A 14804-nucleotide genomic window follows, 5' to 3' on the forward strand; every position below is an offset into this window, starting at 1 on the left:
GGCGTGCGTCCGTAGGCTGTGCGATGCTCATGCCTCTTTGTCCTTTCCAAAGGCCCGGGACAGGTAGAACGTGATGGGTACCAGCGAGATGACCAGCAGGATGACGGCCAGGGCCGAGCCGACGCCGATCACCTGGCCCTCGCCGACGAGGTTCTGGATCACCAGGGCGCTGATCAGTTCCAGGCCGTTGGTACCGCGGTTGATGACGTACACGATGTCGAAGGCCCGGAGGGATTCGATCACCGTGATGACGATGATGATGACGTTGACCGGACGCATCGCTGGGAAGATCACCCGGAAGAAGGTCTGCACGGCGTTGGCGCCGTCGATCTGGGCCGCCTCGCGGAGCGTGGGGTCCACGCCCTTGAGGCCGGCCAGGTAGAGGATCATGACGTAGCCGGCGTGGCGCCAGGTCGCGGCGATCAGCGCGGCCCAGATGTTCACGCCGGAGTCACCGAACCAGTCGACGGCCTGGGGCGTGCCGGCGGTGCCGAGCAGGAAGTTCAACAGACCGTTGTCCCGGTTGTAGAACAGCTGCCAGATGACGCCGATCAGGGCCAGGGAGAGCATCACCGGGGTAAAGAAGATGCTCTGGTAGATCCGGGTGCCGCGGATGTTCTGGTCCAGCAGGATGGCCAGGAGCAGCCCCAGCGGGGTGGCGATGACGGCCAGGAACACCAGCCACAGCACGTTGTGCTGCACGGCCGGCCAGAACGGCGGGTAGTTCTGGGCGATGAAGTCATAGTTACTGACGCCCGCCGGCTTGATGTCGTCCAGGCTCAGGCCGTTCCACCGGGTGAAGGACAGGGCCGCCGAAAGCAGCGTGGGGATCCAGACCAGAACCAGCTGGATCAGGGTGGGCAGTCCCACCATGAAGGCCAGGACCCACTTGTCGCGGCCGGAAAGGCGACGGATCCGCCCCGCCCGGGCAGCGGCTGGACGCCGTGCCCCGGCGGGGCTCGTTTTGGATGGTGTACTCACAAGAACATTTCCTTAGTGCCGATGAAAGGGCCCTGGCAGCGCTACTGCGCGGCGTAGAGGGACTTGGCCTGGGCTTCCAGGTTCTTGACGTCCACGTTGCCGTCCTTGATGAAGGACTGCAGCGCGGGGATCATGACGTTGTTCGCCATGGCCGGGAGCGCGTCACGGTCGAAGAACTGGCTGATGCTCTTGGCGTTGGTGATCACGTCCGCCATCTTCTTGGTCAGCGGCGTGAACTTCGAGGTGTCGGAGCCCTTGGCCGTGGCGATGTTGGAGCTGTCCACGGAGGCGTAGACGTCCTGGCCTTCGGGGGTGCCGAGGTAGGCGAGGAAGTCCTTGGCCGACTGGTTCTGGCCGCCCTTCTTGGAGAGCAGGAGACCGTCGATGGGGGCTTCGACGGCGTCGCGGCCTTCCATCGCCAGCTCCGGGAAGGGGAAGAAGTCGATGTCCGCGGCCACGGTCTTGTCCGTGTACTGCTGGGTGAGGAAGGAGCCGAGCAGGTACATGCCGGACTTCTTGTCGCCAAGGTTCTTGGCGGAGTCCTGCCAGGTCATGCCGAGGGCGTTCGGGTTCTGGAAGGGCAGCATGGCCTTCCAGGTGTCGAAGACGTCGCTGACCTTTTTCTGGTCCCAGGATTCCTTGTGTGCGGTCAGGTCCATGTGGAACTGGTAGCCGTTCAGGCGCATGTTCAGGTAGTCGAAGGTGCCCATGGCCGGCCAGCCGTCCTTGTCGGCGAATTCGATCGGGATGAGCCCGTCGGCCTGCATCTTCTTGCAGAGGGCCAGGAGGGCGTCGTACGTGGTGGGGACCTCGTAGCCTTTCTCGGCCCAGAGGCTCTTCCGGTAGAAGAAGCCCCACGGGTAGTTGTAGTTCGGGACGAAGTACATCTTGCCGTCGGCGCCGGTGGAGGCCTTCTTCATGGCGTCCGAGTAGTTGCCGCCGATCTTCTCCCAGACGTCGTCGATCGGGGCGAGCAGGCCCTTGCCGGCGTAGTACTGCATGCGGTAGCCGGCGAACCAGGTGAAGGTGTCGTCGGGGCTGCCCTGCAGGTAGGTGTTGATCTTGTTCTGGAAGTCGTTGTGCGGAACCGTGTTGGTGGTGACGGCGATGCCGGACTTCTTGGTGAACGCGTCGGTGACGGCCTTGTACGCGGCCTTGGGCACCTCGTCGGACGAACCGGAACCGAAGGTGACCGTCTTGTTGCCGCTGGCGGCGGGTCCGCTGCCGCCGGTGCAGGCGCTGAGCAGGGGCGCCCCGGCGAAGGCGACGGCGCCGGCACCGAACGTCTTCAGCAGCGTCCGGCGGTCCCACCCGCCCTGGCTGGAGGCCCGGCGCAGAGCGTCTTCGTGCATGGTCATGATTTCTCCTTTGAAACAGTGCGGGTGGTGTGAAGCAGCTCACATGATTATTCATCATAATCGCACAATAAGGAACGTCAACAGGCAAAAAAGCACATTTTGTTACGCGCTGGGAACATGCTGAAGGTCCGCCCGGGGGACGCAGGGGGCGGCGGGGGCTGTCCAGCCGGTCAGCGGCCGAGGTGCCGGACCGACGCAACGGCGCCGAGTTTGTCCGGGTTTCGCACCAGGTACAGCCCGGTGACGTGCCCGCCGTCAGCCTCGATCACGACGGCGAGGTCCGCCCGGCCGCCGCTGGAGATGACGATCGCGGGCATCGCGTTCAGGAAGGCGGGTTCCACCCGCATGTCCGGGAGCGGCTTGCCGGCGAGGCCGAGCAGGAAGCGGGCAATGTTCTCCGCGCCCACCACCGGGCGGCGGGCGGCCGAGACTTTGCCCCCGCCGTCGGAGAGCAGGACGGCGCCGGGGGCCAGGACATCCATCAGGGCCTGCATGTCGCCGCCCATCGCGGCGGCGGTGAAGCGGTCCGTGACGTCTTTCCGGTCCCGGGCATCGACGTCGAAGCGGGGGTGCGCCGGGCCACGTGCTCCTTGGCGCGGTGGACCAGTTGGCGGACCGCTGCCGGCGTCTTGCCCGTCGCCCCGGCGATCTCCTCGTAGGGGAAGTCGAAGACCTCCCGGAGGATGAAGGCGGCCCGCTGGTCCGGGGAGAGGCTTTCGAGCACCACGAGCATGGCGAAGGAGAGCGAATCGGCGAGCACGGCGTCGTCCGCGACATCCGGGAGGGTGGCCACCGGCTCCGGCAGCCAGGGGCCGACGTAGTCCTCGCGCCGCCGCCGCGCACTCCGGAGCGCGTTCAGCGCCTGGCGGGTGACGATGGTGGCCAGGTACGCCCGGGGGTTGTCGATGCTGTCCGGGTCCGCGGCGGACCACCTCAGGTAGCTTTCCTGGAGCACATCCTCGGCATCCGCGGCCGTCCCGGTGATCTCGTAGGCGATGGTGAACAGCAGCGGGCGGTGTTCGGCGAAGGGCCGGTGGCCGTCCATGGCGTTACCGCACCCCGGCGGCGGGTTCGGGCAGCGCCGTCTTCGGCCCGCGGGGCCAAGTGAAGGAGCCGGGCCGCCGGGACTCGGTCCGGAGCCAGGACACCGTCATCCGGCACACCTGTTCCTTGGCCAGGGCGGCCAGTGGACCGCGGAGCACCGGACCGCGGGGGTGGTCTCCGGCGGTGACGGGCTGGATGAGGCCGGCGCCCCGGCCCAGGCTGACGCAGCGGAGCACGTAGCCGGCGGACACCGGCGAGGGCCCACCGCCGTCGAGGTGGGCGGCGATGCCGTCGGCGGCCTGGGCGCCCAGCGGCAGGGCCGAGGCGCAGCTCATCCGCAGGTGCAGGCCCTCCGGACCGGCGACCTTGACGGCGTCCCCGGCGCCGAAGATGCCCGGGTGGTCCGGGCAGGAGAGGGAGGAATCAACCAGGAGCCGGCCGTGCGCATCGGTGGGCAGGCCGCTGTCCCTCGCCAGGGGCGGCACCGAGAAGCCGGCCGCCCGGACGGTGCAGGCCGAGGGCAGGACCGCGCCGCCGGAGGTGGTGAGGGTGGACTCGTCGCAGGACCGCACGTCGGTATTCTCCACCACCTCGACGCCGAACCGGGCCAGCCGGGCCCGGACCGCACGCGCGCCGGAGGGCGTCAGGTCCCCGCCCACCACCCCGCGGGTCACCAGGCGCAGGCGCAGGTGCCGGTGCCGGTGGCTTTCGGCGATTTCGGTCACGAGCTCGAGCCCCGTCAGCCCGGCACCCACCACGCTGACGGTGCTGCCGGGGGCCAGGCTGCGCAGCCGGGACCGGAGCCGGGCGGCCGAAGGGGCGTCCTGGACGCCGAAGCAGTGGCCGGCGCCGTCCCCGGTGCCGGCGTCGTCCCCGGTGCCGGGGGCGGCCGGGGCGTGGCCGCTACCGACGGCGTACAGCAGCGCGTCGTAGGCCAGGGGAGCCGGGCTGCCTGCGAGGTGCACCAGCCGCAGGGCCGGATCGATCCGCACGGCGCTGTCCCGGACCAGGTCCACCGCCGGGTTCAGGAGGGACCCGAGCGGAACGGCGGCCGAGGCCCTGGTCCCGGCGGCCACCTGGTGGAGCCGGATCCGCTCGATGAAGTCCGCCGCCGGGTTGACCACGGTGACCCGGAACGCCGGGGAGCGGCCGGCGAGCCGGTTGGCGGCCACGACGCCGGCGTAGCCGGCCCCGAGGATGAGAACGCGCTGTGCTGCCATGTCTAACTCCTGTCCGAAGAGCCGTTGTTAAACACCAGACACCGCCGGCGCCCCGGGTGTGACAGCCGGGCGGTTATTCGCAGGCGATGCCGTCGCCGTCGCGGTCCAGCTTGCTGCTGTAGCCGGGCTGGCCGCGGTGGAGGGGAGCGGCGCCGGCGGCCCGCACGGCCGCGCAGTTGGCGTAGTACGCAGTGGCGGGGGCCGCGGGGACGACGGCGGCGGGAGCCGGTGCGGGGGCGGGCTGGACGGGGGCCGCCTGGACCGGGGCGGGCTGTGCCGGAGCTGCTGCCTGGGCGGGCGGTGCCGCGGCCTGGGCGGGCGCCTGTTCGTTCGTCGGGGCCAGGGCGCCGGGGCAGTCGCCCAGCACCCGGGCCATGGCGTCGTGCTCGGCCTGGGTGACCCAGAGTGAGTAGGTGGCCTTGACCGAAATCTGCCGGGCGACGTACTCGCAGCGGTAGGCCTTGTTCGGCGGCAGCCAGGTGGCGGCGTCGCCGTCGCTCTTCTTCGTGTTGGTGGGGCCGTCGACGGCGAGGAGGTTCAGCGGGTCGTTCCCGAGGGCGAGGCGCTGGGCGGCGCTGAGCTGCTGGGCGCCCTTCTGCCAGGCGTCGCTGAGCGCCACGACGTGGTCGATCTGCACCGCCGAGCTGGTGCTGCTGCCGCGCACGAAGGCGATCGCCGCCGCGGTGTAGGGGTCGTTCAGGGTGCCGGAGAGGACCACGCAGTCGTGGGTGCCCGGCTTGAGGGCGGTTCCGGTCAGGTCGCGACGGAGGATGTCGTTGCGGGTGTCGCAGCCGTTGCGGTCAACGTCGGCCCAGGCCTGGCCAAACTGGTCGCGGGAGTACCCTGTCTTGGGTGCGCGGCCCTTGATGGGCAGGGTGGCGAGGACGTCCAGGGCCTTGCTGGCGAAGGCGGGCTGTCCGTGCGGTGCCGTGGCCCCTGAGGCGCCGACGGCCGGTATGGTGTCCGGGTCCAGCGGGTTTTCCGGGTCCGCGGACGGCGACGGCGTGGCAGTCGGGGAGGGGGCAGCGCTGGTAGCTGCGGTGGTGTGGACCGCTGCCGGGACGGCGTCGGCGGCCGCCGGGGCGGGCCCGCCGCACGCGGTGGTGGAGACCAGCACCAGGCCCGCGATACCGCACGCGATCCAGTCGATGACGCCGCGGCGTCCCTTGGCTGCGGCGCGTGCGCCGTCGTCGTTCCTGCCCATGATCCTGCTTCCCCCGGTGTGCTGCCTGATGCGTGGCCGCGAAAGGCCGTCCCCAGCCTAGTGGCGGCGGGTCCGGCGCCCGCGATGCCACGCCGCTCAGGCCAACAGCAGGGCCACCCCGATCATGGCGGGGACGGCCACCACCGTGGTGATCAGCACGGTGTCCTTGGCCACGGTGAGGCCGGTCCGGTACCGGGTGGCGACGACGAAGACGTTCTGAGCGGTGGGCAGCGCGGAGGTGACGACGACGGCGAACAGGGCCTGGCCGTCCAGCCCGAGGGCGAAGCGGGCGAACAGGAACGCCAGCGCGGGGTGCACCACGAGCTTGAAGCAGCTGGCCAGCACCGTGTCCACTTGGCGGCCCGCGGCGGCGTGCAGGGGCCGCGAGCCGTTCAGGCTCATGCCGAAGGCCAACAGCATGGCGGGGATCGCGGCACCGCCAATCAGATGGATTGGCTGCAGCACCAGCTCCGGGATCTGCACTCCGGTGCCTGCCACCACCAGCCCGAGCGCGGACCCGACGATCATCGGGTTGCGTAGGATCATCAGCAGGAAGCTCAGCGGGGTGGTCCTGTGGCCGCTGGTGTTGGCGTCCAGCAGGATCAGGAACAGCGGCGTGAAGAACGCGAGCTGGAAGATCAGCAGCGGCGCGACGTAGCCGGCGTTGCCGAGGACGAAGACGGCGATCGGGATGCCGAGGTTGGCCGAGTTGGCCAGGGAAGCGCTCATCGAGGAGACCAGGGCCTCCGGCAGCGGCCGCTTGAGCACAAAACGGACCAGCCCAAAATACAACGCCGCGGTGGCGACGGCCCCGACGGCGGTGACCAGCAGCGGGGCGGCAAAGACCTCGTTGAGCCTGGCCTTGCTGAGGGTCTCGAACAGCAGGGCGGGGCTGGCGACAAAGAAGGTCAGGGCGCTCAGGACGGAGCGGGCGTTCTCGCCGAGGATGCCGCGGCGGCCGACGACCATACCGACCAGGATGATCGACCAGACGACGAAGAAGCCGGCCAGGACGCCTAGCATCCGGCCGGTTCCGGGGTCAGGGGGCGGAGCGGCTTCAGCTCAGGGCGGCGTTGTTCAGCGCATGCGGCGGCCGGAGGATTCCGGCGGTGTGGCCTTCTGCGGGGTCGTTGCCGATCTGCACCACACGGTTGTCCCGGTCCACATGGACCACGGTGGGCGTGAAGGCCTTGGCCTCCTCGGTGGTCATCTGGGCGTAGGTGATGAGGATGACGATGTCGTTCTCGTGCATCAGGTGCGCGGCGGCCCCGTTGATGCCGATGACGCCCGAACCGCGCTCGCCGGCGATGGTATAGGTCTCCAGGCGCGCACCATTGGTGACGTCGACGATGGACACCAGCTCGCCCGGGAGGATGTCCGCCGCTTCCAGCAGGTCCAGGTCCACGGTGACCGAGCCGACATAGTGAAGGTCCGCGTGGGTGACCGTGGCGCGGTGGATTTTGGACTTGAACATTGTGCGATTCATAACAGCTTCAGTCTAGCGCCGGGGCGCTTGACCCGCTGTGAGCCAGGGAACACCCCCGCGTCCGCCGCTCACTCCGCCGGTGAGATCGAGGCCGCGGTCTGCGCCAGCACCTCACGGGCGGCCAGGATCGCCGGCCGCTTCGCGCTGGAGCGCCGGACCGAGGTGAAAACCGTCCGGTAGGGCCGGCCCGGCAGTTCGATCAGCCGGGCCGTAGTGCCGCGCCCGGTCCAGACCAGGTCCGGCATCAGCGCCACCGCGTTGCCCGACTCGATCAGCCGGATCTGTGCCTGAAGGTCCGCGGTCTCGAAGCGGACGTCGGGTTCGAAGCCGGCGCTGCGGCAGGCCTGCTCCGCCCAGTGCCGGGACGCCGCACCGCGCGGCTCCATCACCCAGGGCATGCCGGCGGTGTCCGCGAGTGAGTCCGCCGTGGGGCGCCCGGGCGCGGCCGGCGGAACGGCCAGCCGGATGGCGTCCCGGGTGAGGCTGACCCGGTCCAGCTCGGCGTAGTGGGGCGCGGCGTGGCCGGGGTACTGCTCGGCGATGACCAGGTCAAAGTCCCGCGCCCAGGTCTCGTGCAGCGCCGTCTCCGGTTCCCGCTGGGTCATCTCGATCCGCACCTCGGGATAGCTTTCGGTCATCCGGGTCAGGGCGTCCGGCATCAGCGCCAGGGCGGCGGACTGGAAAACGGCGATCCGCACGGTGCCGGTCACGGTGGTCAGCGAGGCGGCAAGGTCCGCCTCGGCCTGTTCCAGCGTCTCGAGCAGCTGGGCCGTATGGGCCACGAGGACCTCCGCCTGCGGCGTCAGCTGGACCCGGCGGCCGGTCTTGCGGAGCAGTTCGACGCCGGCTTCCTTCTCCAGCTGGGCCAGTTGCTGGGAGACCGACGACGGGCTGTACTGGAGCGCTTCGGCCACCTCGGCCAGGGTGCCGCGGATCTGGAGTTCGCGCAGCAGCCGCAGCCGCCGGACATCGAGCATGACAATTCCTTGTGAATTCTAATGTTTATCGGTTAGGAGAAGTCACTTTATCTAATGGAATCGGGCTTGCATACTGAATCAATCATGTGACCCCCACCACGGGCGCCCGCCGCCGGCTGGGGCGGGGTCCACCCGACGCAGGAGACCGGAATGAGCACCAGCGACCTGACCAGATCGATCATGCGGCGCAAGCCGATCGACGACATCGAGGAAGAAAGCAAGCACAGCGGCCTGTTCAAGAGCCTGGGCCTCTGGCAACTGACGGCCATCGGCGTCGGCGGCATCATCGGCGTCGGCATCTTCTCCCTGGCCGGCCTCGTGGCGCACGGCAGCGAGAGCGAGCCCGGGGTGGGGCCGGCGGTGCTGTTCTCCTTCCTGATCGCGGGCCTGGCCTCCGCCGCGGCCGCCCTGTCCTACGCCGAGTTCGCCGGCATGATCCCGCGCGCTGGGTCCGCCTACACCTACGGGTACGTGGCGCTCGGCGAGGTGATCGGCTGGTTCATCGGCTGGGACCTCCTGCTGGAATACATCGCGATCGTGGCCGTGGTGGCGATCGGCATCTCCGGCTACTTCGACGCCTTCCTCTCCGGCATCGGGATCCACATGCCGGTCTGGATGACCTCCACCGTGGACGAGGGCAAGGGCGGCGTGGTGAACATCCCCGCCATCCTGGTCTGCCTACTGGTGACCTGGATCCTGTCCCGCGGCACCCGCGCCTTCGGACGGTTCGAGCTGATCGCCGTCGCCATCAAGGTGGTCCTGATCCTGTTCATCATCGGATTGGGCATCTTCTATATCAACACCAATAACTACAACCCGTTCATGCCCAGCGGCTTCGGTCCCGTGCTGGCCGGGTCCGCCACCGTGTTCTTCGCGGTGTTCGGCTACGACGCAATGAGTACCGCGGCGGAGGAAGCCACCGACGGTAAGAAGCACATGCCCAAGGCGATCGTGCTGTCCCTGATCGTCGCCATGCTGCTCTACGTCGCCGCCACCCTGGTCCTTACCGGCATGCAGAACTACAAGGACATCGATCCGAAGGCCGGCTTCGCCTCCGCCTTCAACGGTGTGGGCCTGCCGGTGATCGCCACCATCATCTCCGTTTTCGCCGTGCTCTCGATCCTGACCGTGATGCTCACGTTCCTCCTCGGCGTCACCCGCGTGTGGTTCTCCATGAGCCGCGACGGCCTGCTCCCGGGCTGGTTCGCCAAGACGGACCGGCACGGCACCCCGCAGCGGGTCACGTGGATCGCCGGCGTCGCCTCCGCCCTGCTGGCCGGGGTGTTCCCGATCAAGGCCGTGGCGGACCTGACCAACATCGGCATCCTGGCCGCGTTCGTCGTCGTCTGCCTCTCGGTGATCATCTTCCGCTACAAGCGCCCGGACGCCCCGCGCACCTTCCGCCTGCCGTTCATGCCCGTGGTGCCGCTCTTCGGCATGCTGGCCTCGGCCTTCCTGATGGCCCAGCTGCACTGGGAGACCTGGCTCCGCTTCGGCGTCTGGCTGGTGGTGGGCCTGTGCATCTACTTCGGCTACGGCCGGAAGCACTCGCTGATGAACCCGGCAAGCCCGCGGCACCAGGAAGCAGTGGAACAGCACCGGCACGTCGGCTGACCCCCGGCGCGCACCCCGTAGGCTCCCGCACATTTCGCGAACCCTCCCGCAGCTTCTGCGGGAGGGTTTCGTCATGCTCGGCCGCACGTGAGAGGTCGTCGGAGGGGGAGCGCCGGAGGTGAGGGAGGGCCTTTGAAAGATGTGGTTTTTCTAACCAGTAATGCTCAGAAAACGTCGCTTTATCTTACGTGATACGGATCGCATACTGATGGGAAGAAACGTCCACATCTTGAGAAAGTCCGAGTGCCACCATGACCCACACCTCTACGGAAACCGGCGCCGTCACCGCCGCCGCGGCCACAACAGTCGCCGAAGCGGCGGCCCTGGCAGATGACTGCATCGCACTGGTGCGCCGCTGGCTCACCGCCGCCTCCGAGGTTCCCGTCGACGCGTCCGCCCAGCAGCTCGCCGGCGTGCTGAAGGACCCGAACGGCCTCGGTTTCACGGTCGGGTTCGTCGACGGCGTCGTCCGCCCCGAGGACCTCCACGTCGCCGCCCGCAACCTCGCCGCCCTGGCCCCCAAGGTCCCCGCCTTCCTGCCCTGGTACATGCGCGCCGCCGTCCGCCTCGGCGGCACCATGGCCCCCGCCCTGCCGCGGGTGGTCATCCCGGTGGCCCGCCGCGTGCTCCGCGAGATGGTCGGCCACCTGATCGTGGACGCCACCGACGCCAAGCTGGGCCCCGCCATCGCCAAGATCCGCAAGGACGGCATCAAGCTCAACGTCAACCTCCTCGGCGAGGCCGTCCTCGGCGAGCACGAGGCCTCGCGCCGGCTCAAGGGCACGCACGCGCTGCTGGCCCGCCCCGACGTCGACTACGTCTCGATCAAGGTCTCCTCCACGGTCGCCCCGCACTCCGCCTGGGCCTTCGACGAGGCCGTCGAGCACGTCGTCGAGAAGCTCACCCCGCTCTTCATCCGCGCCGCGTCCTTCGCGGCCAACGGCGGCAAGGCCAAGTTCATCAACCTGGACATGGAGGAGTACAAGGACCTGGACATGACCATCGCGGTCTTCACCCGGATCCTGGACAAGCCCGAGTTCAGGAACCTCGAAGCCGGCATCGTGCTCCAGGCCTACCTGCCCGACGCCCTCTCCGCCATGATCCGCCTCCAGGACTGGGCCGCGGGGCGCCGCGCCACCGGCGGCGCCCCGATCAAGGTCCGGGTGGTCAAGGGCGCCAACCTTCCGATGGAACAGGTCGAGGCCTCCCTGCACGACTGGCCGCTGGCTACCTGGAACACCAAGCAGGACTCGGACACCAACTACAAGCGCGTCATCAACTATTCCCTGCACCCGGACCGGATCCGCAACGTCCGGATCGGCGTCGCAGGACACAACCTTTTCGACATCGCCTTCGCGTGGCTGCTGGCCAAGAAGCGCGGCCTCGCGGACGCCGGGCACCAGGGCATCGAATTCGAAATGCTGCTCGGCATGGCACAGGGCCAGGCCGAAGCCGTCAAGAAGGACGTCGGCTCGCTCCTGCTCTACACCCCGGTGGTCCACCCGGCAGAGTTCGACGTTGCGATCGCCTACCTGATCCGCCGGCTCGAGGAGGGCGCCAGCCAGGACAACTTCATGTCCGCCGTGTTCGAACTCTCCGAGAACGAGCAGCTCTTCGAACGGGAGAAGCAGCGCTTCCTGGCCTCCCTCGCCGCCCTCGACGAGGAGGTCCCGGCGCCGAACCGCCGCCAGAACCGTGCCCTGCCGGCCGAACCGATGCCGCGCGAGGGCTTCCGGAACACCCCCGACACGGACCCGTCGCTGCCCGCCAACCGCGACTGGGGCCGCGCCATCCTGGGCCGCGTGCCGGGCTCCACGCTGGGCAACGCCGCCGTCGAGGCCGCCACCATCACCGACGAGGCCACCCTCAACGCTGTCATCGACACGGCGGTCGCCAAGGGCAGCGCCTGGGGCGCGCTCTCCGGGGCGGAGCGCGCCGAGATCCTGCACCGCGCCGGCGACGCGCTGGAAGCCCGCCGGGCCGAACTGCTCGAGGTCATGGCCAGCGAGACCGGCAAGACCATCGACCAGGGCGACCCCGAGGTCAGCGAGGCCGTCGACTTCGCCCACTACTACGCCGAATCGGCGCGCAAGCTCGACGACGTCGACGGCGCCACGTTCGTCCCCGCGAAGCTCACCGTCGTGACGCCGCCGTGGAACTTCCCGGTCGCGATCCCCGCCGGCTCCACGCTCGCCGCCCTCGCCGCCGGCTCCGCCGTCGTGATCAAGCCCGCCAAGCAGGCCGCCCGTAGCGGCGCCGTCATGGTCGAGGCACTCTGGGAGGCCGGCGTACCCCGCGACGTGCTGACCATGGTGCAGCTGGGCGAACGGGAACTCGGAACGCAGCTGATCTCCCACCCGGCCGTGGACCGCGTGATCCTCACCGGCGGCTACGAGACGGCCGAACTCTTCCGCTCGTTCCGCAAGGACCTGCCGCTGCTGGCCGAAACCAGCGGCAAGAACGCCATCATCGTCACCCCCAGCGCCGACCTGGACCTGGCCGCCAAGGACGTTGCCTACTCCGCGTTCGGCCACGCCGGCCAGAAGTGCTCGGCTGCGTCCCTGGTGATCCTGGTGGGCTCCGTCGCGACTTCCAAGCGCTTCCACAACCAGCTGATCGACGCCGTCACCTCCCTCAAGGTCGGCTACCCGGAGGACCCCGCCAGCCAGATGGGCCCGATCATCGAACCCGCCGGCGGCAAGCTCCTGAACGCCCTGACCACGCTCGGCGAGGGTGAGACCTGGGCCGTGGAACCGCGGCAGCTCGACGACTCAGGGAAGCTCTGGAGCCCCGGCGTCCGCTCCGGCGTGCGGCGCGGTTCCTACTTCCACCTCACCGAGTTCTTCGGGCCGGTGCTGGGCGTGATGACCGCCGCCACCCTGGAGGAGGCCATCGCCATCCAGAACCAGATCGAGTACGGCCTGACCGCCGGGCTGCACTCGCTCAACTCGGACGAACTGGCCCTGTGGCTGGACACCGTCGAGGCGGGCAACCTTTACGTCAACCGCGGCATCACCGGCGCGATCGTGCAGCGCCAGCCCTTCGGCGGCTGGAAGAAGTCGGCCGTCGGTGCAGGTACCAAGGCCGGCGGCCCCAACTACCTCGCCGGGCTGGGCGACTGGACCAGCACGGAAGCCACCGCCGCCCCGGGCCCGCTGAGCCCCGAGGTGGCGCGGATCGAGGACGCCGCCAAGGGCTTCCTCGCCGCCGCCGACGTCGCCCCGCTGCAGCGCGCCCTCGCCTCCGACGCGCAGGCCTGGGCCGACGAGTTCGGCACCGCCAAGGACGTCTCCGGGCTGAGCGCGGAGCGCAACGTCTTTCGCTACCGGCCCCTGCCGGTCCTGATCCGGCTCTCCGCCGGAAGCCCGCTCGCTGAGCTGGTCCGCGTCCTGGCCGCCGGCGTCCGCGCCGGGTCCACCCTCACGGTGTCCAGCGCCACGGAGCTGCCCGCCCAGCTGCAGGCCGTGCTCACCGGGCTGGGAATCACGGCGACGGTGGAGGACGACGCCGCGTGGCTGGCCTCGGCGGGGCGCCTCGCCGCCGCGCCGAAGCTCACCGTGCCGCGGATCCGCCTGATCGGCGGCGACCCCGTCGCTCTCGCCGAGGCCACCGGCGGACGTCCGGACCTGGCCGTCTACACCCACCCCGTGACCGAGGCCGGCCGCGTGGAACTGCTGCCGTTCCTGCACGAGCAGGCGGTCAGCATCACCGCGCACCGCTTCGGCACCGCGAACCACCTCTCCGACGGGCTGATCTAGGTGTACTGCCCAGGGACGTTGGTTTGGTGAATGTGATGACTCGCTGGAGTCGTTGACCTAGAGGCGAGGACCTCCGGTTGCACAGTGGAGTTGCTTAGACAAACGCTGTAGCGACCAGGAGGTCCTCGTGTCCCACGCTAATGCCGCTTTGACTCCGCGCCAACGTTTACGCGTCGCGCGTCTGGTCATCGACCATGGGTGGCCGGTATCCCGGGCCGCCGAGCAGTTCAACTGCTCCTGGCCTACTGCTAAACGGTGGGCGGCCCGCTACGCCGCGATGGGTGAGGCCGGCATGGGCGACAGGTCCTCACGCCCGCACCGGGTGGCGAACCGGACACCGCAGCAGCTGGTGCGCAAGGTCGTGCATCTGCGTTGGAAGCAACGGTTGGGACCGGTCGCGATCGGCGCGAAGCTGGGCATGCCGGCCTCAACCGTGCACGCGGTCCTGGTCCGGTGCCGGCTGAACCGCCTGCACCACGTGGACAAACGCACCGGCGAAGTGATCCGCCGCTACGAACACGAGCGCCCCGGGGCGATGATCCACGTCGACGTGAAGAAACTCGGCAACATCCCCGACGGCGGCGGGTGGCGCTACGTCGGCCGGCAACAGGGAAAACAGAACCGCTCCGCGACCCCGTCAGGAACCCGGAACAGGCACCGCAATCCGCTGATCGGTACCGCCTATGTTCACACCGTTATCGATGACCATTCCCGGGTCGCCTACGCCGAAATCCACGGCGACGAAACCGCGGCCACCGCCGTCGGCGTGCTCAAGCGGGCCGTGTCATGGTTCGCCGCACGCGGCGTCACCGTCGAGCGGGTCCTCTCCGACAACGGATCGGCCTACAAATCCCACCTCTGGCGCGACACCTGCCGCGAGCTGAACATCAAGGCGAAGAAAACCCGCCCCTACCGGCCGCAGACCAACGGCAAGATCGAACGCTTCCACCGCACCCTCGCCGACGGATGGGCATTCAAACGCTTCTACGCCACCGAATCAGCCCGAAGAAACGCCCTCCCGGCATGGCTGCACCACTACAATCACCACAGACCCCACACCGCAATCGGAGGCCACCCGCCCATCAGCCGCCTAACCAACCTGCCCGGGCAGTACATCTAGGACGATCCGGGCCTTCCCGGGCCTTCCCGGGCCTTCCCGGGC

At 69.2% G+C, this 14804-nt stretch carries 12 protein-coding genes; 3 read left to right on the forward strand and 9 right to left on the reverse strand.

The genetic code is table 11. From position 1 onward, the window contains the following. Positions 1 to 27: 27 nt before the first annotated feature. The 9 genes from ACRQ5B_RS07055 to ACRQ5B_RS07095 all read right to left on the reverse strand — a co-directional run bounded on the left by ACRQ5B_RS07055 (position 28) and on the right by ACRQ5B_RS07095 (position 8270). Entirely contained in the window at positions 28 to 981 is a 954-nt protein-coding gene (locus tag ACRQ5B_RS07055; protein ID WP_432398294.1) for a carbohydrate ABC transporter permease, read from the reverse strand. Positions 982 to 1022: 41 nt separating this feature from the next. After that, complete coding sequence (locus ACRQ5B_RS07060; protein ID WP_290256443.1) at positions 1023 to 2339, reverse strand: ABC transporter substrate-binding protein; 1317 nt, start codon at positions 2337 to 2339, stop codon at positions 1023 to 1025. Positions 2340 to 2509: 170 nt separating this feature from the next. After that, positions 2510 to 2833 carry a hypothetical protein gene (locus ACRQ5B_RS07065; protein WP_432398297.1) on the reverse strand — a complete coding sequence of 108 codons (324 nt, stop codon included), beginning with the start codon at positions 2831 to 2833 and terminating at the stop codon, positions 2510 to 2512. After that, positions 2821 to 3384, reverse strand: coding sequence for a sigma-70 family RNA polymerase sigma factor (locus tag ACRQ5B_RS07070; RefSeq protein WP_432398300.1), 564 nt, complete (start codon positions 3382 to 3384; stop codon positions 2821 to 2823). Before ACRQ5B_RS07070 ends, ACRQ5B_RS07065 begins: the two co-directional genes overlap by 13 nt. 4 nt (positions 3385 to 3388) lie before the next feature. Further along, a complete protein-coding gene (locus ACRQ5B_RS07075) occupies positions 3389 to 4603 on the reverse strand; it encodes an NAD(P)/FAD-dependent oxidoreductase (RefSeq protein WP_432398303.1) in 1215 nt (404 codons plus the stop codon). Between the two features lie 73 nt (positions 4604 to 4676). Continuing rightward, positions 4677 to 5807, reverse strand: a complete 1131-nt coding sequence (locus ACRQ5B_RS07080; RefSeq protein WP_432398306.1) for a GmrSD restriction endonuclease domain-containing protein — start codon at positions 5805 to 5807, stop codon at positions 4677 to 4679. A 96-nt stretch (positions 5808 to 5903) separates the two neighbouring features. Continuing rightward, positions 5904 to 6830, reverse strand: coding sequence for an AEC family transporter (locus ACRQ5B_RS07085; protein WP_432398309.1), 927 nt, complete (start codon positions 6828 to 6830; stop codon positions 5904 to 5906). 34 nt (positions 6831 to 6864) lie between these two features. Further along, positions 6865 to 7293, reverse strand: coding sequence for an aspartate 1-decarboxylase (panD, locus tag ACRQ5B_RS07090; RefSeq protein WP_364134559.1), 429 nt, complete (start codon positions 7291 to 7293; stop codon positions 6865 to 6867). A 68-nt stretch (positions 7294 to 7361) separates the two neighbouring features. Next, positions 7362 to 8270 carry a LysR family transcriptional regulator gene (locus ACRQ5B_RS07095; protein ID WP_432398313.1) on the reverse strand — a complete coding sequence of 303 codons (909 nt, stop codon included), beginning with the start codon at positions 8268 to 8270 and terminating at the stop codon, positions 7362 to 7364. Between the two features lie 150 nt (positions 8271 to 8420). On the opposite strand from ACRQ5B_RS07095, the gene ACRQ5B_RS07100 reads away from it, so the two are divergent. The 3 genes from ACRQ5B_RS07100 (at position 8421) to ACRQ5B_RS07110 (ending at position 14762) form a co-directional block, all read left to right on the forward strand. After that, positions 8421 to 9884 (forward strand): amino acid permease, encoded by a 1464-nt coding sequence (locus ACRQ5B_RS07100; RefSeq protein WP_432398316.1) that lies wholly within the window; start codon positions 8421 to 8423, stop codon positions 9882 to 9884. A gap of 251 nt (positions 9885 to 10135) precedes the next feature. After that, positions 10136 to 13642 carry a proline dehydrogenase family protein gene (locus ACRQ5B_RS07105; protein ID WP_432398318.1) on the forward strand — a complete coding sequence of 1169 codons (3507 nt, stop codon included), beginning with the start codon at positions 10136 to 10138 and terminating at the stop codon, positions 13640 to 13642. Positions 13643 to 13769: 127 nt separating this feature from the next. Continuing rightward, positions 13770 to 14762, forward strand: a complete 993-nt coding sequence (locus tag ACRQ5B_RS07110) for an IS481 family transposase (RefSeq protein WP_432398321.1) — start codon at positions 13770 to 13772, stop codon at positions 14760 to 14762. Positions 14763 to 14804: the final 42 nt, after the last annotated feature.

The organism is Pseudarthrobacter sp. L19, assembly GCF_050859435.1.
Classification (GTDB): Bacteria; Actinomycetota; Actinomycetes; order Actinomycetales; family Micrococcaceae; genus Arthrobacter.